The organism is Sinomonas sp. (assembly GCF_036848755.1).
In the GTDB taxonomy this organism is placed as follows: domain Bacteria; phylum Actinomycetota; class Actinomycetes; order Actinomycetales; family Micrococcaceae; genus Sinomonas.
This window is the reverse complement of record NZ_DAIUJO010000073.1, coordinates 1-19,587: the sequence shown is the minus strand read 5'-3', so window position 1 is coordinate 19,587 and position 19,587 is coordinate 1. Positions and strand designations below refer to the sequence as shown.

The window sequence follows — 19,587 nt, the reverse complement described above, 5'->3', positions numbered from 1 at the left end:
CACCCTTGCCCTTGACGATCTTGACGTACTCCTTGCGGCGCTCCTGGGTGAGCTCAGGCAGGACGACGCGGATCACGTGGCCATCGTTCGAGGGGTTCGCGCCGACCTCGGAGTCGCTCAGTGCTCGCTCGATGTCGCGCAGCGCGGTCTTGTCGAATGGCGTGATGAGGATCGTGCGCGCGTCGGAGACCTGGAAGGAAGCGAGCTGCTGGAGCGGAGTGGGCGAACCGTAGTACTCGACCATCACCTTGGCGTACAGCGCGGGGTTGGCGCGGCCGGTCCGGATCGAGGCAAAATCCTCTTTGGCCACCTCGACGGCCTTCTCCATCTTTTCGGCGGCCTCGAGAAGAGTCTCTTCGATCACAGTTGCTTCGCTCCTGACTGGTGGGCTGCTGAATGCTGGCCTGTTGCTTGGTGAACTGTTGCCATCCTAGCCGGACTACGGGGTCACGACCGTGCCGAGCTCCCCGCCCAGAATCGCCTTCGTGACGTTCCCAGCGCCCTCCATCCCGAACACGACCATCGTCACACCGTTGTCCTTGCACATGGTCATCGCGGTCTGGTCCATGACCCGGATATCGCGCCGCAGGGCCTCGTCGTAGGTGAGGCGCTCAAGCTTGCGTGCCTCGGGGTCCTTCTTCGGGTCCGCGGTGTACACACCGTCGACGCCGCTCTTGGCCATGAGGACGACGTCGGCATGCACCTCGAGCGCGCGCTGCACGGCGACCGTGTCCGTCGAGAAGTACGGGAGGCCCGCGCCAGCGCCGAAGATGACGACGCGCCCCTTCTCCATGTGCCGGATCGCGCGCCGCGGAATATACGCCTCCGCCACCTGACCCATCGTGATGGCGCTCTGGACGCGCGTTTCGACGCCGGCCTGCTCGAGGAAGTCCTGGAGTGCCAGGCAGTTCATCACCGTGCCCAGCATCCCCATGTAATCCGCCCGTGAGCGGTCCATCCCGCTCTGGGAAAGCTCCGCGCCGCGGAAGAAGTTGCCGCCGCCCACGACGATGGCCACCTCGACATCATCGACCGCGGCGGCAATCTGCTCGGCCACTCCCCGCACTGTCCCGGGATCGACGCCGAGCTTGCCCCCGCCGAACACCTCGCCCGAGAGCTTGAGAAGAACGCGGCGGCGGCGTTCCGGAATGGGGTCGTCGGTGACGGGAAGCGTCGCAGTCTGCACGTCGGTCTCTACGGTTTCCATGTGTGAATCTGTCCCCTCGAACCGGTGGGTAGGGCGGTGGCTGTGATGGCCTTGGTCTAGATTATCGGCATTGGCGGCACACAGAAGGGGCGGCCACCAGTGGTGGCCGCCCCTTCTGTACCGGTCTGTGGCAGGCCCGGAATGAGCCTGCTTAGGAGCCGACGCGGAAACGGGCGAAGGCAGAGGCCTCGACCCCAGCATCGCTGAGGACCTGGCCCACGCTCTTCTTGGCGTCCTTGGCGAAGGCCTGGTCGAGGAGGACCTCGCCCTTGAAGAAGCCGGTCACGCGGCCGTCGACGATCTTCGTGAGGGCAGCCTCGGGCTTGCCCTCGGCGCGAGCCGTCTCCTCGGCGATGCGACGCTCGGACTCGACGAGGTCCGCGGGGACGTCCTCGCGGCGGAGGTAGTTCGGAGCCATCGCGGCGACGTGCACGGCGACGTCATGTGCGGCGGCCTGCGCGGCCTCGCCCTCGCCGTCGACCGCGAAGAGCACGCCGACCTGGGCCGGGAGGTCCTTCGACGTCTTGTGGAGGTACGCGTCAACCGTCTTGCCCTCGATGCGGGCCACGCGGCGAACGGCGACCTTCTCGCCGAGCACGGCGCCTTCCTCGACGACGAACTCGCTCACGGGCTTGCCATCGATCTGAGCCGCGAGGAGCGAATCGAGATCAGCGGCGCCGGAGGCAACCGCGGCACCCAGGACCTTGTCGGCCAGCTCAATGAACTTGGCGGACTTGGCGACGAAGTCGGTCTCGCAGTTGACCTCGACCATGACGCCTGCGCCGTTCTCGACCTTGGCGGCCACGAGGCCCTCGGCGGTCGAGCGGCCTTCACGCTTGGTCGCGCCCTTGAGGCCCTTGATGCGGATGATCTCGATGGCCTTCTCGGCGTCGCCGTTGGCCTCGTCGAGAGCCTTCTTGACGTCCATCATGCCCGCGCCCGTGCGCTCGCGCAGGGCCTTGATGTCAGCAGCGGTGTAGTTCGCCATGTGAACCCCTCTGTCTAGTTCTTAGCACTTCTCACACATCGGCAGGATGGCGCCGGGATTCCGGTGCCATCCTGCCGTCGTCCCCTGGTCGGGATCCGACCATGGGCATGTCTTCTGGCTGACTAAGCCTGCTCGTCCTCGGCCGGAGCGGCGTCCGCCGGAGCCGTGTCGGCCGGAGCTGCATCCGCCTGCGCGGTCTCAGCCGGAGCGGCGTCCGCCGGAGTCTCAGCTGCCTCGGCGGTCTCAGCCTGCTCGGCGTTCTGGCCTTCGAGAAGCTCGCGCTCCCACTCTGCCAGCGGCTCGGCGGTGGCCGAGCCCTCGGAGCCGGCGGCACGGTTGGTGCGGGCGATGAGGCCCTCAGCGACGGCGTCGGCGACAACGCGGGTCAGCAGGTTGACGGAGCGGATCGCGTCGTCGTTGCCCGGGATCGGGTAGTTGACCTCGTCAGGGTCGCAGTTCGTGTCGAGGATCGCGACAACCGGGATACCGAGCTTCTTGGCCTCGTCGACGGCGAGGTGCTCCTTCTTCGTGTCGACAACCCAGAGGAGGGAAGGCGTGCGAGAGAGGTTCCGGATGCCGCCGAGCGTCTTCTCGAGCTTGTCCTTCTCGCGCTCGAGGATGAGGAGCTCCTTCTTGGTGCGGCCCGAACCGGCCACGTCCTCGAAGTCAATCTCCTCAAGCTCCTTGAGGCGCTGGATGCGCTTGGCAACCGTGGAGAAGTTGGTGAGCATGCCGCCCAGCCAACGCTGGTTGACGTACGGCTGCCCGACGCGGGTAGCCTGCTCGGCGATGGCCTCCTGCGCCTGCTTCTTCGTGCCGACGAAGAGCACCGTGCCGCCCTTGGCGACCGTGTTCTTGACGTGCTCGTAGGCACGGTCGATGTACGACAGCGACTGCTGGAGGTCGATGATGTAGATGCCGTTGCGTTCGGTGAAGATGAAGCGCTTCATCTTCGGGTTCCAACGGCGGGTCTGGTGACCGAAGTGGACGCCGCTGTCGAGCAGCTGGCGCATGGTGACGACGGGCATGCCGACGCTCCTTCCGGCAGGTCCTTCACGAGGGAGCCTCATCGGCTGCCCTTGCCCCTGCCCTTGATGTTGACGGTTGTTCGACGACGGCCGGTCGGCCGACGTCCCTGGCATCCGCTGCGGACCCGAGCCGCCAAGGCGGACCGTCAGGAACGCAGCGCCCGTCGCAGGACGACGGGCTCTGAATGCGCGGAGTCGGCTTTCTGGCACCTTGCCGTCTGGCACGAGGTGCATGTGGCATGACGGAGAGCGCAGAAAGCCGCAGTTGTCAGTGTACTACAGGGGTCTGGCCCTGAAGCGCTCCGGCCGCCCGGCTCACTGGGCCTCCACACAGCGAACGACGGCGTGGCTTCCACATAGGCGGTCGGGCTGCGGCGGGAGGGGTCCCCCGCAGCGAATGCTTGAAGCATGGCTCGCATCCTCAGGCTGGTCAGGCTCCTGCTGACGCTGCTCCCTGCCGCCCCCCTCTTGGGAGGCGCTGCGCCTCCCAACACGCACGTCGCCCTTTCCGAGCCGGCACCCTCACGGGGGTGGCTCTGGCCACTTGAGCCTCGGCCCGCCGTCGTGCGCGCCTTCGACCCTCCCGCGCAGCCTTGGCTGAGCGGACACCGCGGGATCGATCTCGCGGGCGGCCCGAATCAGGCGGTGGTGGCGCCCCACGACGGCGTGATCGCGTTCGCGGGCTGGGTTGTCGATCGCCCCGTACTCACCGTTGACCACGCCGGTGGCCTGCGGAGTAGTTTCGAACCGGCCGAGACAGACCTCACCGTCGGCACGCGGATCTCGCGCGGGCAGAGAATAGGACGCATCGCGGCGGCTCCCCTTCACTGCGGGACAACCTGCCTGCATTGGGGTGTCCGCCAGCACGACGACTACGTCAGTCCCCTCAGGTTCGTCGCAGACACGAGGCCCTCCGTACTTCTTCCCTGGCGGGACCCCTAGCAGCTTCCGGTCAGATGATCGCGGAAATGCCCGTGATCGCGCGGCCCGTCACGAGGGTGTTGATCTCATGCGTGCCCTCATAAGAGAACACCGCCTCCGCGTCGGCAAAGACCTTGGCCATGCCGTAGTCGGTGACAATGCCGTTGCCGCCGAGGATCGCGCGGCCGAGGGCAACGGATTCACGCATCCGAGCGGTCGTGACCGCCTTGGCGAGAGCCGACTGCTCATCCCGGGCCTGCCCTTCCTCAGCCAGCTGGGACAGGCGGACCATGAGCCCGACCGAGCTGACCGTGTTCCCCAGCATCGTGACGAGATGGTCTTGGACCAGCTGGAAGGAGGCGATCGGCCGGCCGAATTGGAGACGCTCGACCGCGTACCTGCGAGCGACGTCGAACGCGGCCATCATGAGTCCCACAGCCTGCCAGGCCACCGAGAGCCGGGTGGCCCGGAGCACCTTGTTGGTGTCGCGGAAGCTGTTTCCGTGTGCGAGCTTGAACTCGCCGGGCACCAGCACGTTTTCGAGGACGATATCGGCGTTCTGGACGGTTCGGAGGGAGATCTTGTTCTCGATCTTCGTCGCGGTGTAGCCCTCGCTGCTCGTATCGACGAGGAAGGCCTTCACTTGGTTGTCGTCGACATCCCGGGCGTAGATGACGACCCAGTCCGAGAACGTGGCGTTGCCGATCCAGCGCTTGGCTCCGTTGAGGATCCACGACGATCCGTCCCGCTGGGCAGTTGTGCGGGTGCCGCCGGCAACATCGCTTCCACCGAGCGGTTCGGTGAGACCGAACGCCCCGATCTTCTTGAGCGCGTAGACGTCGGGAAGCCACTCCTCCTGCTGCTCCCGCGAGGCCAGCAGCTCAAGGGAACCCGTGAACAGACCGTCATGGACCCCCATGAAAGTCGCGATCGACGCATCCGCACGGGTGAACTCGGCGTGGAGCAGGCCGGCCAGGAGATTGGAATAGCCCTGGCGCCGGACGGGGCTCACAAGGTCGAGCTCGGCGAGCCTGGGGATGAGCTCATGCGGGAACTCTCCCCGGTTCCAGAAGTCGACGGCGATGGGCCGCACGTTGACGTCAAGCCACTCGCGCACTTCGTGCAGGCGATCGCGCTCCTTTTCGGACAGGAGTGACTCGAAGGCGAAGAAGTCCCCATCGGCATAGGGGAGGTCAATGGGACCCGACATGTGCTTTGGCCTCCTCGGCGTTGTTACTCGCGAGTAACATAGCAGTCGCGGTGGTACCGCGACAAGAGGCGTGGTAACGAGGCAAGAGGAATGCCTTGATGCCGCAGTTGCCAGCGCGGACAATCGTCGGCGTGAGGAGCGAACCCGAGACCCATGAAGTTCGGGAGGTGCCCTCTGGCGGGGAGTTCGAGGTCGTCCTGTCTGCGCCGGGTGCATCCGGCTACCGTTGGGAGCTGGTGTCGCTGGCCGAGGGAACGAGGCTTGTCGGCGAATCTCCGGCGCACACGTCCGCGGCGCCGACGCCGGGCTCCCCCAGGACGCAGCGATTCGTTCTCAAGGCGGCTGCGGCGTCCGGCAGAATCGTCTTTCAGCTCAGGCGCCCGTGGGAGCCCGCCCCCGTGAGAAGCCATGCGGTGGAGATCCGAGTGCGTCCCCGACCTCAGGGCCGGAAAGACAGTTCCGCGCCTCTAGCGAAACCGCCGCCTCCGACTGACTGAACGCAGGAGAAGGCCCAGGATGACGAGGCCGAGACCCAGGAGTACGAGGCCGCCGTACACGTGGGACTGGTCCTGCGCCGCAGACCGACACTCGGCCAGCCAGTCGGTCCCGGGCGGGACCACCGCGCTCGCGGGGACCGGGCTATAGGCCGTGGGGAAGGCTGCACCGCAGCGCGGGCCGACCGGCAGAGCAAAACCGAGGACCACGCCAATCACGGCGAGGGCGGCACCCACCCAGAGGTGCCATCGAGGAAAACCCCTCTCGTCCGCCACCGGCCCTCCCGGTCTCACGCCCCGAGTACACGCGATCGCCAACTGCTGGTTGCCCGCCTGCTAGAACTCTAGACAGGCCGTGAACGAATCTGTAGGGCTACTGGGACTTGAACCCAGGACCAAGGGATTATGAGTCCCCTGCTCTAACCGGCTGAGCTATAGCCCCTCGAGCCGCACGAACTGGAGCCGTGCAAGCCTCTCCATCCTACCGTCCGGACGGAGCTCAAGCGTTCTGCGGAATGCTGTTTGCGCCGCGGTAGAACGCTTCGAAAGTGTCGAGCGTGTAGGTGATGCTGTGCTTCTGCACCATCTCGTGACTCACCTTCCCCATAGCACTCCGCTCCGACTCGGGGAGGCGAAGGATCCTGCCGAGCTTCTCGGCAAGATCCGTGCTGTCGTTCGGCTGGAAGAGGTACCCGTTCTCGCCGTCGCGGACGAGGTGGGGAAGAGCCATCGCGTCGGCCAGCACCACTGGCGTGGAAGCGCTCATCGCCTCAAGGGTCACGAGCGACTGGAGCTCCGCCGTCCCAGGCATGCAGAAGACGTCCGCGCGGAGATACGCCTCGCGAAGCTCGTCGTCGGGCACGAGGCCGAGGAAACGGACACGGTCCCCCAGACCGAGCCGAGCGACGTGGGCATCAAGGCGCGGGCGGACCTCGCCGTCGCCCACGATCTCGAGGTGGACGTCGAGCTCGGTCGGGAGCTTCGCGACCGCATCGATGAGGACGTCGATGTTCTTCTCCTCAGCCAGACGCCCCGCGAAGAGCACCGTCGGCCAAGGGTTCTTCCTGAGCTGTTCGCCGGGCTTCAGCTCGTATGCGGGCGAGTCGATGCCGTTCGAGAGCGGGATGACCTCATGCAGGAACGCGTGGTCGCGCATCGCCTTCGCGGCGAGCGGAGTCGGCGTCGTGACGACGTCCGCCTGGCCCATGATCTTCCCCATGTCCTTCCAGGACACGCGGCCGATGATGTCCTTGAGCCACTGCGGGAACGGGAGGAAGGGATTGAGGTTCTCGGGCATGAAATGGTTTGTCGCGACGATCCGGATCCCGCGTCGCACCGCCTCGTAGAGGACGTGCTCGCCGATCATGTAATGGCTCTGGATGTGAACGACGTCCGGCTGGACCCGGTCGAAGAGAAGCGAGATCTCCTTCTTGATCTCCCAGGGGAACACCACACGGAAATACGGGTGGGTCGGCACTGAATGCGAACGCATCCGGTGAACGGTAGCCTCCGGGCGGAACTCGCTGAAGCTCTTTCCCGTGTCCGCGCGGCAAGCCAGCACATGCACATTGTGGCCGCGCGCCGTCATGCCCTTCGCGAGGCGATAGCCGAACTGGGCTGCTCCGTTCACATGCGGCGGGTAGGTGTCGGCGCCGATCAGGATGGTCAGCGGCTTCTGGCTCTGTGCCTCTGGGTCGGGCAGGGTCACGGATCTCTCTCCTGGTCGGCCGGTCACTGCCCGGGCTCGGCGGAGCCTCGGAGCTCGCGGGCCGCTTCGTTCCGTCGGTTCGTGACCTCAGGGTGATGCCGGGACAGGGCAACGACACCCACGATAGCAATGAGTGCAGCGGCAGCCATGCCAATCGCCACGACGGGCGGGACATGCGGTCGGAGTTCGTGCAGGATCGTGATGCCGATCGCCACCCCCACCATCGGGTCGATGACCGTGAGCCCCGCGATCACGAGATCCGGAGGACCGGCCGAGTACGCGTTCTGAACGAACCACGATCCCAACCCGCCAGCGGCCGCGATCGCGATGACCGAATACCACTGCACGTTCAGCAGGAACAAGCCGTTCGGGTCGAGGATCTGGCGGCCGATGATCCGGGTGAGCACTGCGACGAAACCGAAGAGGACCCCCGCACCAAGGATGAACACAAACGCGTTGAGCCGGTGCCGGAAGGCGGCCGCAAGGCCTCCGAAGACGCAGATGGCCAAGGCGAGCAGGAGCACGATGGTGAGCTCCTCGCCCGCTGTCACATTGTGGTTCTCCTCCGTGGCATTCACGGCCAGGAGCACGAAGAGTGCCGAGCCGGTCACGCAGGAGGAGATCGCGACGACCGTAGGCCGGTTGAGGGTGATGCCCTGATCCTTCGAGTTCACGACCGTCGTGATGACGAGCGCGATCGCGCCGATCGGCTGCACGACCGTGAGCGGTGCAGTGACGAGGGCCATCATGTTCGAGACGAGGCCCAGGCCGAGGAGAAGCAGTCCGAGGAGCCATCGCGGGTTGCGCAGCAGCCGCAGGAATCCGTTGGAGCTCAGGCCGAGCCCGCCGGTGTCGAACTTCACCGCGCTCCCCTGACGCTGCGCGCCGAGGGCGAGGAAGAGGGCTCCGAGGAGCGCGAGGACGACGGCGAACCACACCATCAGCGACGCACCTCGCCCGAGCCGCGGGCATCGCCGTCGTCCTCGGCCCTTCGACCGCTGCGGACGCCACGGCCCTTCCGGACAATGGCCCAGAAGTAGTTGTAGCCGGCGATCCAGTGGCCGAGCAGTCCCAGCGCGAGGAAGACCCAGGCGAGGACGAGGTACGCCGCGGCGCCGCCGATGGGCAGCTTCGAGAGCACCAGGAGCGGGGTCCCGACGAGGAGGAGCGCGGTACGAACCTTGCCGACTCGGCTGACCGGAAGGTCGGGATGGTTCCGGAAGTAGAACAGGGAGGCCGTGCCGAGGATGATGTCAGGCACCACGAGGGCCATGAGATACCACCACTGGACGACGCCCGCCAGCACGAGCGTCAACGCGACAGCGAGCAGGGCCAGCCTGTCGGCGGCCGGATCGAGGACCCGGCCAAGTTCGGACATCTGGTCGAAGCGACGGGCGACGTAGCCATCGACCCAGTCGGTGCACCCCATGACGCCGAGCACCAGGACCGCCCAGCCGTACTCGCGGGCTCCGAGCACGAGCCACATGAACAGCGGGACGCCCATGAATCGGACGACTGTCAGGACATTGGGGACCGTGAGCACCTGATCACGGGACACGGGCGGCCGTCCGGGCCGGGAACCAGCGCCGAACATCCTCATCAGCAACCCCGTATTGCGGCCTCGGACCGCCTCAGCTCTTCACCAGCTTGCGCAGGAAGACGACGAAGGCGGTGCTCGACACGGCGAACGCGGCGATCGGGGCCCAGCGCTCCTTGACCGCGTCCCCCATCCGGTTCCCCGCTGCTGAACCCTCCATCCGCGCCCGTCCTGCGGGGAGTGCCTGCTGGGCCTCGGCTGCACGGGTCTGCCCTGCCCTGGCTTGGGCTGCCCTGGCTTGGGCTGCCCTGGCCTCGGCCGCCCGGGTCTGGGCCGCCGAACGAGCCCCAGCAAAGGCTGCGGCGCGAACCCGGAAGAACGCTGCGCGGGCATCCTCAGCGAGCCCCTCAGCCTGGCGCTTGACGTCGAGCTCTTCGACGAGCCCGTCACGCACATCGAGCATGTGGTCGCGGCGCTTCGCGATACGGTCCCGCAGCTCGGCCTCGCTCGGCGTCGGGGGCTTGATGCGCCCGTGCGCCCGATCGTCGGCTGCCTTCTCCATCTTCGCGCGTGCGGCTGCGGCTTCCTTCTCCGCCTGGGCCCGCTTGTACTGGATGGTCGTGGGGTCGAGGACGCGCGGGTCGAAGTCGCGGCCGTCCTTGATGATGGCGAGGTCGTACCGGAGCCCGCGGACGGCGTCGGCAGGGTAGAGCGGCATGGCCTTCTTGATGCGTCCCATGCCCACGAGCGAGGCGACGAGAAGGATGAGGAGGCAGGCTGCGCCGACGATCAGGGCGGCGAGCCACCCCGGCATGATCGTGGCGAGACCGAGGATGGCGGCGACGACAAGGGCGATGACCAGCAGCCCCAAGAACACGAGGGCAATACCGAAGAGGGCAGCCCCGATCCCGGCTTGGACGCCGCGGTCCTTCAGCTCGTACTTCGCAAGTGCGATTTCGTCATTGAGCTGACGCGGTGCCAATCGCGCTGCCTGGCCCATCAGGTCCGGCAGCGCCGCGAGGCGCGGCCGCCTCCCGGCAACCGTGTGGCGTCCACTCATCGCTGGGCCCCTTCCCTTCGGCCGAGTCTCGGCAGCCAGTGTCTCCGGCGCGACCGCGTGGCGGTCCGTCACCAAAGCTACCATTGCCCCCGGTCCACCCGGGCCAAGCAAGGAGGCACCGCGTAGGTCCGCTCAGCCGATGGCCCCGAACGCCGTTTCGGCCACGAGGAACTGCTCCGCCGCTTCGACGGCTGCTGCGAACGCGTCCGCGTCCGTGGCCGAACCGCGTGGACCTCGGGGCTGCCACTCGTGCCGGGCGGTCAAGACAGGCTCAAGGCCATCGCCGGGCGGGGCGTAGTAGATCGCGAAGCGCTGGACGGGCCAGCCGGCCGGGGTCTCTGGGGCCACTAGCACGGCGGCCTTGGCCGCGTAATTGATCCACTGGGCAATCGGCCGACGATGGTCGCGGACAAACATGCCGTCGGCGTAGTGCTCAGCGGATCCGTCGCCGTAGATCCGCTCGTAGCGCACTCGCCAGATCGTCAGCAAAGGCCCTTCATAACGGGTCCATCCGGCGGGCAAGGCGACCTTCCGCGCGGCCATGGATCCATGATATTCCGGGACGTGGCTCCCCCGACTGGACTCGAACCAGTAACCCTTCGATTAACAGTCGAATGCTCTGCCAATTGAGCTACGGGGGAAGGGACCGACAGGCCACCGAAGGCATGACGGTTCCAAGCTCCCCCGACTGGACTCGAACCAGTAACCCTTCGATTAACAGTCGAATGCTCTGCCAATTGAGCTACGGGGGAAGGCGCAACGCGGTCCAGATTAGCAGGGAGCCGCCGTGGATCGGAAATCGGGGCGCCCCTTTCGGCTCAGTCGCGCTGACGCAGTCTCCGCCTGCGCAACTCGAGTTCCATGAGCTCACGATTGAGTCGCTGGTGCTCCTCGGCCGGGGCGCTTGGGTCCATCCGCTGAAGCTGCCCCATGAGCTCGGCCTTGCGGGCAGTGATCTGAAGCTCGAAGAGTCCGGCAAGGATGTCCCTGCAGTAGCGCTCGAGCGATTCCGGGGTCGACGCCGGCAGCGGAGTGACGGCGAGCTCCGCAAGCATCGGCCACAGCGGTTCGGGGGCCTCGTCGCGGATGCGTTCGATCCACAGGGCGGCGCCTTCGCCCCCCGTGGCCGGCCGGCCGGCCGCGGTCATCGCTGCGTGGATAGCTTGATGCGCGGGTGCCGTGAAGTGTGCCCGGCCGAAGTGGTCCCATGCCTCGTCGTCGAGCGTCTCAGGGTGTTGGAGGGCAACCTCGAGTGCCTGCCGTTCCATGGTCTCGACAGGGTCCCGAGGATCGCGACGATGAGCTCGGGGCGCCGGAAAGGCAGAACCGGGGGACCCCGAGGAGGCTGGCCCGGCAGAGGGCCCGGCGGAGGGCGCCGCGGAGGCGGACGACGACGGTCGCCGCCCCGCTGCGCCGACGGCGCGGGAGACGTCGTCGGGCGCCATGCCGAGCCATTTGGCCAGCTCGCGGGAATACGCGGGGCGCATCGCGTGGTCTCGAATCTGTGCGACGACCGGAGCGGCCTCCCGCAGTGCCGACACGCGCCCCTCGACGGTGTTCAGGTCGTGCTTTCGCAACGTTGCCTGGATCGCGAACTCGAAGAGCGGCCGGCGTGTTTCGATGAGCGCCTGGACGGCGGCATCGCCACGATGCTGTCTCAGCTCGCACGGATCCATTCCGCTCGGCTCGACTGCCACAAACGTCTGTGCCACGAACCTCTGGTCCTCGTCGAAGGCCTTGAGCGCAGCCTTCTGCCCGGCGGCGTCGCCGTCGAACGTGAAGACCACCTCTCCCCCGGTCCCGTCGTCTGAGAGGAGCCGACGGGCGATCTTGATGTGCTCGCTGCCGAACGCGGTGCCGCAGCTCGCGACGGCGGTGTCGATGCCCGCGAGGTGGCAGGCCATGACGTCGGTGTAGCCTTCGACCACAACGAGCTGGCGCTTCTTTGCGATGCTGCGCTTCGCGAGGTCGATGCCGTAGAGCACCTGCGATTTCTTGTAGAGCGTGGTCTCCGGAGTGTTGAGGTACTTCGGCCCCTGGTCGTCATCGAACAGGCGGCGTGCGCCGAAGCCGATGACGTCCCCTGCGATGTCCTTGATCGGCCAGACGAGTCTCCCTCGAAAGCGGTCGTAGAGCCCGCGGTTGCCTTCGGAGAACATTCCCGTGAGCTTGAGCTCATCCTCCCTGAAGCCCTTGCCGCGCAGATGCTTGAGCAGCCCATCCCAGCCCTGCGGCGCGAACCCGACCCCGAACTGTTCCGCGATCGAGCGGTCGAAGCCTCGCTCGAAGAGGAATTGCCGCCCGACGGCAGCGGCCGGGCTCAACAGCTGGTCGCGGAAGAACTCGGCGGCGATCTTGTGAGCGTCGAGCAGCCTCTGCCGGCGCCCAACCTCCTCACGGCGCGGCCCCGTTCCCTCTTCGTAGTGAAGCTCGTAGCCGATCCGAGCGGCCAGCTTCTCGACCGTCTCGGCGAAGCCGGTGTGGTCCAGCTTCATGACGAAGCTGATGACGTCTCCGCTCTCACCGCAGCCGAAGCAGTGATAGGTGCCGACTTGTGGGCGCACGTGGAAGGAGGGCGTGCGCTCGTCGTGGAACGGGCACAGACCCTTCCACGAGCCGATGCCCGCGCCTTTGAGCGTGACGTAGCCTTCCACGACCTCACGGATGTCGGTGCGCGACCGAACCTCTGCAATGTCCTCGGGTTTGATCAGGCCTGCCACGCCACCACCTTAGTCCGTCCCAGAAGCCAGACCCCGGACGGTACGCCTACCACAGGCTGGGCAGGCTTCCGACGAGCCTCTCATACCACGCGAGCGCCGAAGCGTCCGTGAGTGATGCGACCTGATCGATCACGACGCGAAGTCGAGCCGAGTCATCGGGAGCGGCACGCCAGTCCGCGGCGAACATGGGCTCAAGATGGCGGTCGTCGGTCGCGCTCAACGCCGAGACGAGCGAGTGGAGCACCTCGCGCTGGCGCTCGTAGATCGGCTGGCGGTGGTCCGTCGTCATGACGAACGTCGTCGCGAGTCCCTTCATGACGGCGATCTCAATCACTGTCTCCTGCGGCACGACGACTTCCCCCGCGTATCGGGTCAGGGGGGAGTCGCCGTATGCAGCCCGGGTGAGATTGAGGGCGCTGTCGCAGAAGCGGCCGATGAGCTGGCTCGTCATGTTCTTGAGCGCCGCCATTGCCTTCCGAGACCCATCGGCCTCGAGTACCCACACCGGCGTCGATTCGAGACGCGCCAGCGCGGCGTCGATCTCGGCCGGATCGCTGTGGGGAAGGTACCACTGCTGTGTGTAGCCGATGACCCTCGCACGATGATCGGGATTTGCCATCCACCGAAGCTGGAACTTGCCGGCCACGATCGCATCCTCGACGTCGTGCACCGAGTACGCGATGTCGTCCGAGAGGTCCATCACCTGGGCCTCGATGCAGCTCCGACCGGCAGGCGCGCTGTCGCGGATCCACTCGAAGATCTCGAGGTCGTCCTCGTAAGCGCCGAACTTGCTGGTCCGCTGGCCGTGGACGAGTGGGGCCTCGCGGGCGGTCCAGGGATACTTGCACGCGGCATCGAGGCTCGCCCGCGTGAGATTCAATCCCGCAGGCCGCCCGTCGGCGGCGAGCACTTTCGGCTCAAGGCGCGTGAGGAGGCGCAGAGTCTGCGCATTGCCTTCGAATCCGCCAATCCGGTGGGCGATCTCATTGAGGGCGCTTTCGCCGTTGTGCCCGAAAGGGGGGTGGCCGAGATCGTGGCTCAGGCACGCCGCGTCCACGACGTCCGGATCGCATCCGAGCACGCGCCCGAGCTCGCGGCCAACCTGCGCAACCTCGAGCGAGTGCGTGAGCCGCGTCCGCACGAAGTCGTCCGTGTCCGGCGCGACCACTTGGGTCTTGGCACCCAGCCGACGGAGCGCGGATGAATGGAGCACCCGCGCCCGGTCACGTTCGAAGTCGCTGCGGTAGCCCTTCTTGCGGGGTTCGGCAACCCACCGACGGCTGTCGTCTTCGGTGTAGACGCCGAGCAAGTGCCGCCCGTCTTTGAGGGCCTCAGCCACCGGATACATCCAACTCAGCGGCGGCAATGTCCCGCGTCTGGTCGTGGTTCATAGTCCGGCTTTCGAGCCAGCGGTCCGGGAGCGCGGGGCGCTTGGGCGAGCCCGCTCGGCCACGCGGCCCTTCTGCGTCGGCCCCCGGATATGGGGCGCCCTCGTCGAGTCCGCCGAGGAGTTCGCGCAGGACGGCGAGCGTGGAGACCTGGGCGAGCTTCGCGCGCAGCTCGCCGCCCACCGTGTAGCCCTTGAAATACCACGCGACGTGCTTGCGGATGTCGCGCAACGCCTTGTCCTCGTCCTCGAAGTAGTCCACGAGGAGCTCAGCGTGCCGATAGAACGCTTCCGCCACCTCCCCGAGCCCGGGCCGGATACGGTCGGGCCGGCCCTCGAACGCCGCCTGAAGGTCGCCGAAGAGCCACGGACGCCCTTGGCAGCCGCGTCCGACGACGACGCCGTCCACGCCTGTCTGACGCACCATCCGGATCGCGTCCTCGGCGCTCCAGATGTCGCCGTTGCCCAACACGGGGATGTCAGGCAGCGCCTCTCGGAGCCGCGCGATCGCGTCCCAGTCTGCCGTCCCGGAGTAGAACTGGGCGCACGTTCGGCCGTGGAGCGACACCGCGGCGACACCCGCCTCGCGGGCGATACGACCCGCCTCGAGGTAGGTCAGGTGGTCGTCGTCGATGCCCTTGCGCATCTTGATCGTCAGCGGGATGTCGCCGCGCTGGGCCTCGCGCACCGCCGTCGTGACGATGGAAGTGAAGAGATCGGTCTTCCACGGAAGGGCGGATCCGCCGCCGCGCTTCGTGACCTTCGGCACCGGGCAGCCGAAGTTGAGGTCGATGTGGTCGGCGCGCTCCTCCTCGACGAGCATCCGGACGGCCCGGCCGACGGTGACCGGATCGACTCCGTAGAGCTGGACCGAACGCACCTTCTCGTCGTCGTCGTGGGAAATCATCCGGAGGGATTCGGGATGCCGCTCGACGAGGGCGCGGGAAGTGACCATCTCCGCGACGTAGAGGCCGCCGCCGAATTCTCGACACAGACGACGGAACGCCGTGTTGGTGATGCCGGCCATCGGCGCAAGGACCACCGGGGTCTCGATCGTGAGCCGACCGAGTCGCAGCGGCGGCAACTCGAGCCGCTCAGGCGCGGAGCCTCGGAGCGCAGAGCTTTCGGGCGCGATGGCTTCGGGAGGAGCGGAGGGCACGGCAGTCACCCATCCATTGTGTCAAACGATGCCATGCCCTCGATGACGGCCCGTGGTGAGACGCCCATCAGGGGGAGGCCGGGCCGCCACCAGAAGAGCTCCCTGCTGAGGGGTGCGACCTCGCCTTCGCCCAGAATCCCGGCAAGCTCCAGGACGCTCTTCGCGTCCTCCACCGTCGCGTGCTCCCTGAGGACATGGATCCCGAGCAACCGATGGGCGGGGGCGCAGAACAGCACTCCCCTTGAACCGATCTCGAGGCCGAGGACCTCCATGAGCCGCTCCGGGTACGCGAGCCACGCTGCCTGCCGCGGGTGCTCGGACTCGCAGACGAGCACGTTCGCCCCGGACGGGGACGTGCAGACGGAAAGCTCGCCCAGGCCGGCGCCAAAGAGGTTCGTCTCGGCCGCCTCCCAGGCGGCTTCCGCACCGCCGGCTTTCGCCAGGTGGATGTCGGCGAGAAACGCCGAGGCCTCACTGTGACGGACGGCGAGCAGGAGGGGCATCCCGGCGACGCGGCGAGCGTAGGTGTAGTCCTCGGCGAGCTGGTCTTCGGGAAGACGGCCGGGGGCTGAGAACCGCGGAAACAACTGCTTCCGCAACTCCCCCCGGTCGAGATGCGGCGGCGCGGCGAGCGCGCTCTCGACAAGCTGACGGATGATGTCCGCGACGAGCTCGGGCCACGCATCCTCTCGCGCACAGGCCGCCGCTCTCGAAATCGCCGTGAAGCCGAGGGCCGCGCCCGGTGGCCGGAAAGGACCTCCGGTGATGACAATGTGGCTTTCCCTGTCCCAGGCTCGGTAGCCGAGGGCTCGAATGGCGTCAGCGCAAAGGCGCCTGAGGTGGTCTGCGCGGCTCACGGTGAATCCTGCAATGTACCGGTCCGGTGCATCGGGGGCCTTCCCCACCGCGCGCTCGTTCCTCAGCCTTGCCGCCTTGCCCATCGAGTCCCCCGTCCGCCCCGCACCCTCGTGCCAGGGCCCTCGTGTCAGGACCCTCGTTGCCAGGGCCCATGATGAGACCGACGCTACGGGACCGCCGACCTCTGGCGGAGGCCGGCGGAGGCGTATGTGGACAACTCCTAGAGAACGGTTGCGCGGGCAGCGGCTTCCACAGATGGCAGCTGGTCTGCCCGCCGCGCGACCACGAGACCCTGAATACCGAGGGTCAGGGCGAGGTAGAGCATGATCGAGGCCTGGTCGAGTGGGCTCGGACCGGGGGCCCCCGCGAGCAGGCTGCCGAGGAAGTCCACCGCGACATGAGCTGCGATGGCTGCCGCCCACAGACCCACTGCCGCCCAGCCGCCCCGGCGGTATGCGACCCCGTCCGTCACCCACACTCGGGCTGCGCGGCCTCGCAGCCAGCCGAAGATCGCAGCGAGTCCCAATGACACGACGAGGGTTGCGGCTTCGACGGAGGAGATTCCGCGGGAATCCACAAGCTGGGCGATCTGCCAGATCCCAATGACCCCCAACACGAGGAACACGCGTGCCGTGAGGGCGCCCACTGGCCGGGTCTGGAACTGCCGGTACACGGCCCACACGAGGACGGCGGCGGCGAGGACGATGTTGGCGAGGCTGATGCCGTTCATGGCAATGGCTCCTTGATCCTGATGGCCCGCCAGTCTGGCGGTCTTCATCCATCGTTCCCTCGGACGGTCGCGGGGTCCCCCTCCAGGTGTCACGACCCGGCCATGACATGTGTCATGACGTGTGCCATGACCTGAGCCTCAGAGGAGCCAACCGTTCTCCTCGGCAATGCGCGCTGCTTCCGCGCGGGTGCTCGCACCGGTCTTTCCGATCGCGCTCGAGAGGTGGTTGCGCACCGTTCCCTCCGAAAGGAACAGCTCCCGGGCGATGCCCGCGACGGTCCCGCCGCCGGCGGCCGCTCGCAGGACGTCCGTCTCCCTCTCGGTCAGAGGGCTCTCGCCCGAGGCGAGAGACTCCGCCGCGAGCGTGGGGTCGACCACCCGCAGGCCCGAAGCGACCCTTCGCACGGCGTCGGCAAGCTGAGGCGCGGGAGTGTCCTTCACGACGAATCCCGTGGCTCCGGCCTGCAGGGCGCGGCGAAGGTAGCCCGGCCGCCCGAACGTCGTCACCATGAGAACCCGGCATTCCGGCACCTTCGCACGAACGAGCGCCGCAGCTGAGATTCCGTCCAGCCCCGGCATCTCGACGTCGAGCATCGCGACGTCGGGCCGGTGCCGTACGACGGCGGCCAGCACCTCGTCGCCCCTCCCCACCTCGGCTACGACCTCCACATCGGATTCGAGCCCCAGCAGGGCAGCGAGAGCTCCCCGAACGAGCGCCTGGTCGTCGGCGATGAGAAGCCGGATCACGGAGCAATCCGGAGTCGGAAGCCGCCACGGTCCGACGCGCCGACCTCGAGCCTGAGCCCAGCTCCACGGACTCGGGCGCCCAGCCCTTCGAGCCCGTGGCCTCCTCCAGGGCTGTGGCCCTCGAGTCCGTGGCTTTCTGGCGCGTTGCCCCCGGGCCCGTTCCCCGTTGGCCCGTGCCCCCTTGGCCCGTGCCCCCTTGGCCCGTGGTCTTCCGCCCGGTCGCCGGGGGTGGGGCCAGACGGCTGTCCCACTCCGTCGTCGTCGATCTGGAGCCAGTCGGGCCCCAAGGCGACCTCGCAGACGCTCGCCCGCGCGTGTCGCACGACGTTGGTGACCCCCTCGCGGAGCGCCCAACCGAAGAGTTCGCGGTATCGGGCGGCCACGGAGTCCACGGCGGATGGGAGCCGCGCCTCGATCCCTGCTGCGTCGAGCGCTGCCCGCGCCTCTGCGAGCTCGCCCGCGAGGGTGACCCCGCGGTAGCCGCTCACGGTCGCGCGCACGTCGGCGAGCGCGCCTCGTGCCAGTTCCTCGACGTCCGCGGCCTCGCGCTCGGCCCGGTCAGCATCGAGGCGGACCAGCCGACGGGCAAGTTCCGCTTTGACAGCAATCACGGTGAGTGAATGGCCGAGGATGTCGTGCAGGTCGCGGGCTACACGGTTGCGCTCTTCGGCCACGGCGAGCTCCGCGAGCTCATGCTGGGCGGCTCTCAGCTCGCGGAGGGTCTGCGCCTGGCGGCTCAACGCGGCAAGGAGCAGGCCGATTGAGACGATGAGGGCGGGCTGGTTGAGTGCGGCGAGGAACGAGACGCCGCTCCCGAGCTGGACTCCCAGGGAGACCGCGAAGATTCCGGCCAGGAACCCCAGCAGGACCGGGCGCGGAAGCTGTTGGAACCCTGCGGCAACAGCCACGTAGGTCCAGTACCAGCCGGCGGAACGATCGTAGGCGAAGAAGCCGAGGCTCAACACGACGAGCCCAGCCAGCAGCATGAGCTTGCCAGCGAGCCCACGGCCCCAGCTGAAAGGCGGAACGAGGGCGAATGCGAGCATGAAGGCGGCCAGATGCGCTGTCCGGAGGGGGAACTCGCCCGCCTGCTCGGCCCCGGTCGCGAAACTCCCCCAGCTCGCGGCCGCCCAGAGCGCAATCGCGATCCCGGATCCCACGAACCAGCGGCGCGCAGCAGGCGCGCGGAGGACGCCCAAGGGACTGAGCTGGGAGAGATCCTGGCCGAAGATCTCGAAGGCGCCGCGCCTCTCAGTCATGGCTTCACTGTAGTGGGGCACGCACCTACGCTGAGCCCATGGCCACGACGAGGGGCGTCAAGCGGACCCGCATGCGCGCCGGAAGCCTGTGGTTGTACGACGTCGCCCGCCTGCTGTTCACGCGAGTGGTGCGCCTCTTCCGCGTCGAGCTCATCGCGAGCGGCCTCGAGGACGTGCCGGCTGGCCAAGTCATTCTTTCCATCACGCATTTCGGCTACATGGACTTCGTTCCCGTGGCGCTCGTGTGGTGGGACCGTCGCCACGACCGGCTCCGCTTCCTCGTGGGGCCACGCCCCTACAGAAGCCGGCTGCTGGGTGCTGCGATCACGGCGTGCGGGGGCCTGGCCGTTCTGGGGGCACCCAACCACGCGAGCCTCGCCTCGTCGCTCCGCGCGCTCGACGCCGGGTGGAGCGTCGCGCTGTTCCCCGAGGCGGGCGTCAGCCGGAGTTTCACGGTCCGCCGCTGCCACACGGGGGCGGTCCGCATGGCCGCCGAGACAGGTGTTCCACTCATTCCCGTCGCCGTGTGGGGCGGACATCGCGTGACGACGCGGGGCCACGGGACGATGGGGTC

Annotated in this window: 20 protein-coding genes and 3 tRNA genes; 3 read left to right on the top strand and 20 right to left on the bottom strand. The window is 67.6% G+C overall.

The genetic code is table 11. From position 1 onward, the window contains the following. The 4 genes from V7053_RS12545 to rpsB all read right to left on the bottom strand — a co-directional run. Window positions 1-364 (bottom strand): ribosome-recycling factor (locus tag V7053_RS12545; RefSeq protein ID WP_334172604.1); only part of this gene is annotated, 364 nt, incomplete at its 3' end. Window positions 365-439: 75 nt separating this feature from the next. Then, window positions 440-1,207, bottom strand: coding sequence for a UMP kinase (gene pyrH, locus V7053_RS12540; protein ID WP_334172603.1), 768 nt, complete (start codon window positions 1,205-1,207; stop codon window positions 440-442). A 151-nt stretch (window positions 1,208-1,358) separates the two neighbouring features. Continuing rightward, complete coding sequence (gene tsf / locus V7053_RS12535) at window positions 1,359-2,195, bottom strand: translation elongation factor Ts (RefSeq protein WP_334172602.1); 837 nt, start codon at window positions 2,193-2,195, stop codon at window positions 1,359-1,361. Between the two features lie 122 nt (window positions 2,196-2,317). After that, a complete protein-coding gene (gene rpsB, locus V7053_RS12530; protein WP_334172601.1) occupies window positions 2,318-3,223 on the bottom strand; it encodes a 30S ribosomal protein S2 in 906 nt (301 codons plus the stop codon). 408 nt (window positions 3,224-3,631) lie between these two features. Between rpsB and V7053_RS12525 the strand changes: the two genes are divergently transcribed. Beyond that, window positions 3,632-4,165: a murein hydrolase activator EnvC family protein gene (locus V7053_RS12525; protein ID WP_334172600.1), complete on the top strand. Its 534-nt coding sequence runs from the start codon at window positions 3,632-3,634 to the stop codon at window positions 4,163-4,165. A 10-nt stretch (window positions 4,166-4,175) separates the two neighbouring features. On the opposite strand, the gene V7053_RS12520 is transcribed toward V7053_RS12525, so the two are convergent. Next, window positions 4,176-5,354, bottom strand: coding sequence for an acyl-CoA dehydrogenase family protein (locus V7053_RS12520; RefSeq protein WP_334172599.1), 1,179 nt, complete (start codon window positions 5,352-5,354; stop codon window positions 4,176-4,178). A gap of 98 nt (window positions 5,355-5,452) precedes the next feature. Here V7053_RS12520 and V7053_RS19085 point away from each other — a divergent pair, with 98 nt between their 5' ends. Continuing rightward, window positions 5,453-5,851, top strand: a complete 399-nt coding sequence (locus V7053_RS19085) for a protease inhibitor I42 family protein (RefSeq protein ID WP_443022614.1) — start codon at window positions 5,453-5,455, stop codon at window positions 5,849-5,851. Between the two features lie 365 nt (window positions 5,852-6,216). Here V7053_RS19085 and V7053_RS12515 read toward each other — a convergent pair. The 15 genes from V7053_RS12515 to V7053_RS12445 form a co-directional block, all read right to left on the bottom strand. Then, a tRNA-Ile gene (locus tag V7053_RS12515) sits at window positions 6,217-6,290 on the bottom strand. A gap of 57 nt (window positions 6,291-6,347) precedes the next feature. Then, window positions 6,348-7,556: a glycosyltransferase gene (locus tag V7053_RS12510; protein ID WP_334172598.1), complete on the bottom strand. Its 1,209-nt coding sequence runs from the start codon at window positions 7,554-7,556 to the stop codon at window positions 6,348-6,350. A 23-nt stretch (window positions 7,557-7,579) separates the two neighbouring features. Further along, complete coding sequence (locus V7053_RS12505; RefSeq protein WP_334172597.1) at window positions 7,580-8,497, bottom strand: DMT family transporter; 918 nt, start codon at window positions 8,495-8,497, stop codon at window positions 7,580-7,582. Continuing rightward, window positions 8,497-9,156 carry a CDP-alcohol phosphatidyltransferase family protein gene (locus V7053_RS12500; RefSeq protein ID WP_334172596.1) on the bottom strand — a complete coding sequence of 220 codons (660 nt, stop codon included), beginning with the start codon at window positions 9,154-9,156 and terminating at the stop codon, window positions 8,497-8,499. The genes V7053_RS12505 and V7053_RS12500 overlap by 1 nt, the downstream gene beginning before the upstream one ends. Window positions 9,157-9,187: 31 nt before the next feature. Next, entirely contained in the window at window positions 9,188-10,153 is a 966-nt protein-coding gene (locus tag V7053_RS12495; protein WP_334172595.1) for a phage holin family protein, read from the bottom strand. A gap of 132 nt (window positions 10,154-10,285) precedes the next feature. After that, window positions 10,286-10,696: a hypothetical protein gene (locus V7053_RS12490; protein ID WP_334172594.1), complete on the bottom strand. Its 411-nt coding sequence runs from the start codon at window positions 10,694-10,696 to the stop codon at window positions 10,286-10,288. Between the two features lie 22 nt (window positions 10,697-10,718). Next, a tRNA-Asn gene (locus V7053_RS12485) sits at window positions 10,719-10,794 on the bottom strand. Between the two features lie 38 nt (window positions 10,795-10,832). Continuing rightward, window positions 10,833-10,905: transfer RNA gene (locus V7053_RS12480), tRNA-Asn, on the bottom strand. 66 nt (window positions 10,906-10,971) lie between these two features. After that, window positions 10,972-12,873, bottom strand: a complete 1,902-nt coding sequence (gene dnaG / locus V7053_RS12475) for a DNA primase (RefSeq protein WP_334172593.1) — start codon at window positions 12,871-12,873, stop codon at window positions 10,972-10,974. A 46-nt stretch (window positions 12,874-12,919) separates the two neighbouring features. Beyond that, entirely contained in the window at window positions 12,920-14,221 is a 1,302-nt protein-coding gene (locus V7053_RS12470) for a deoxyguanosinetriphosphate triphosphohydrolase (protein ID WP_334172592.1), read from the bottom strand. Then, the gene (gene dusB / locus V7053_RS12465; protein ID WP_334172605.1) at window positions 14,205-15,395 is read right to left on the bottom strand and encodes a tRNA dihydrouridine synthase DusB; all 1,191 of its coding nucleotides are present in this window, start codon (window positions 15,393-15,395) and stop codon (window positions 14,205-14,207) included. Before dusB ends, V7053_RS12470 begins: the two co-directional genes overlap by 17 nt. Before the next feature lie 29 nt (window positions 15,396-15,424). Beyond that, window positions 15,425-16,276: a hypothetical protein gene (locus tag V7053_RS12460; protein ID WP_334172591.1), complete on the bottom strand. Its 852-nt coding sequence runs from the start codon at window positions 16,274-16,276 to the stop codon at window positions 15,425-15,427. Window positions 16,277-16,497: 221 nt separating this feature from the next. Then, window positions 16,498-17,007, bottom strand: a complete 510-nt coding sequence (locus V7053_RS12455; protein WP_334172590.1) for a hypothetical protein — start codon at window positions 17,005-17,007, stop codon at window positions 16,498-16,500. A 138-nt stretch (window positions 17,008-17,145) separates the two neighbouring features. After that, window positions 17,146-17,754, bottom strand: coding sequence for a response regulator transcription factor (locus V7053_RS12450; RefSeq protein ID WP_334172589.1), 609 nt, complete (start codon window positions 17,752-17,754; stop codon window positions 17,146-17,148). After that, window positions 17,751-19,013 (bottom strand): histidine kinase, encoded by a 1,263-nt coding sequence (locus V7053_RS12445; RefSeq protein WP_334172588.1) that lies wholly within the window; start codon window positions 19,011-19,013, stop codon window positions 17,751-17,753. Before V7053_RS12445 ends, V7053_RS12450 begins: the two co-directional genes overlap by 4 nt. 38 nt (window positions 19,014-19,051) lie before the next feature. Here V7053_RS12445 and V7053_RS12440 point away from each other — a divergent pair. Then, a partial coding sequence (locus V7053_RS12440; protein WP_334172587.1) for a lysophospholipid acyltransferase family protein occupies window positions 19,052-19,587 on the top strand: 536 nt, incomplete at its 3' end.

Coding starts and splice junctions, on each gene's coding strand:
- pyrH (WP_334172603.1), bottom strand. CDS start 1,207: ATGGAAACCGTAGAGACCGACGTGCAGACTGCGACGCTTCCCGTCACC.
- tsf (WP_334172602.1), bottom strand. CDS start 2,195: ATGGCGAACTACACCGCTGCTGACATCAAGGCCCTGCGCGAGCGCACG.
- rpsB (WP_334172601.1), bottom strand. CDS start 3,223: ATGCCCGTCGTCACCATGCGCCAGCTGCTCGACAGCGGCGTCCACTTC.
- V7053_RS12525 (WP_334172600.1), top strand. CDS start 3,632: ATGGCTCGCATCCTCAGGCTGGTCAGGCTCCTGCTGACGCTGCTCCCT.
- V7053_RS12520 (WP_334172599.1), bottom strand. CDS start 5,354: ATGTCGGGTCCCATTGACCTCCCCTATGCCGATGGGGACTTCTTCGCC.
- V7053_RS19085 (WP_443022614.1), top strand. CDS start 5,453: ATGCCGCAGTTGCCAGCGCGGACAATCGTCGGCGTGAGGAGCGAACCC.
- V7053_RS12505 (WP_334172597.1), bottom strand. CDS start 8,497: ATGGTGTGGTTCGCCGTCGTCCTCGCGCTCCTCGGAGCCCTCTTCCTC.
- V7053_RS12500 (WP_334172596.1), bottom strand. CDS start 9,156: ATGAGGATGTTCGGCGCTGGTTCCCGGCCCGGACGGCCGCCCGTGTCC.
- V7053_RS12495 (WP_334172595.1), bottom strand. CDS start 10,153: ATGAGTGGACGCCACACGGTTGCCGGGAGGCGGCCGCGCCTCGCGGCG.
- V7053_RS12490 (WP_334172594.1), bottom strand. CDS start 10,696: ATGGCCGCGCGGAAGGTCGCCTTGCCCGCCGGATGGACCCGTTATGAA.
- V7053_RS12470 (WP_334172592.1), bottom strand. CDS start 14,221: ATGTATCCGGTGGCTGAGGCCCTCAAAGACGGGCGGCACTTGCTCGGC.
- V7053_RS12455 (WP_334172590.1), bottom strand. CDS start 17,007: ATGAACGGCATCAGCCTCGCCAACATCGTCCTCGCCGCCGCCGTCCTC.
- V7053_RS12445 (WP_334172588.1), bottom strand. CDS start 19,013: ATGACTGAGAGGCGCGGCGCCTTCGAGATCTTCGGCCAGGATCTCTCC.